The organism is Cupriavidus sp. 05T313 (genome assembly GCF_056396665.1).
In genome coordinates this window covers 1-409 of sequence record NZ_JBFTLX010000667.1, presented here as the reverse complement: position 1 = coordinate 409, position 409 = coordinate 1, and the positions used below count along the sequence as shown (strand labels likewise).

Annotated in this window: 1 protein-coding gene; it reads right to left on the bottom strand. The window is 52.8% G+C overall.

Features of this window, described 5'->3' with window-relative positions; all coding sequences use genetic code 11:
• Positions 1 to 86 precede the first annotated feature (86 nt).
• Positions 87 to 409: tRNA-dihydrouridine synthase (locus AC1DKD_RS42270; RefSeq protein WP_477144870.1), on the bottom strand; the 323-nt coding region annotated here is incomplete at its 5' end.

Sequence of the window (409 nt, the reverse complement as noted above, 5' to 3'; positions counted from 1 at the left end):
GATCCTGAGAGTTAACGGTAGAAACGGTCAGTACGTCAGAATTTACGCGTTGTTCGAACATAGTTCTGTCAGCTCTTTATTTCTGTTTACGCAAAATTTTCGAAGTATGCCTCCAACGCCTCCAGCTGTTCGCTGGCATTCTCAATGGCGTTGAATGTGCGCCGAAACTGGTCATTCGGGGCGTGCTCCTGGAGATACCAGGAGACGTGTTTACGTGCAATTCGGTAACCTTTTGCCTGACCGTAAAAGTCATGCAGTTCCCGAACGTGCGCGCAAAGCAAGCGCTTAACCTCTGCCAGTGGCAGCGGAGCCAGCAGCTCCCCAGTGTCCAGATAGTGCTGGATTTCCCGAAAGATCCAGGGTCTTCCCTGAGCTGCGCGGCCTATCATCAGGGCATCCGCCCCCGTAT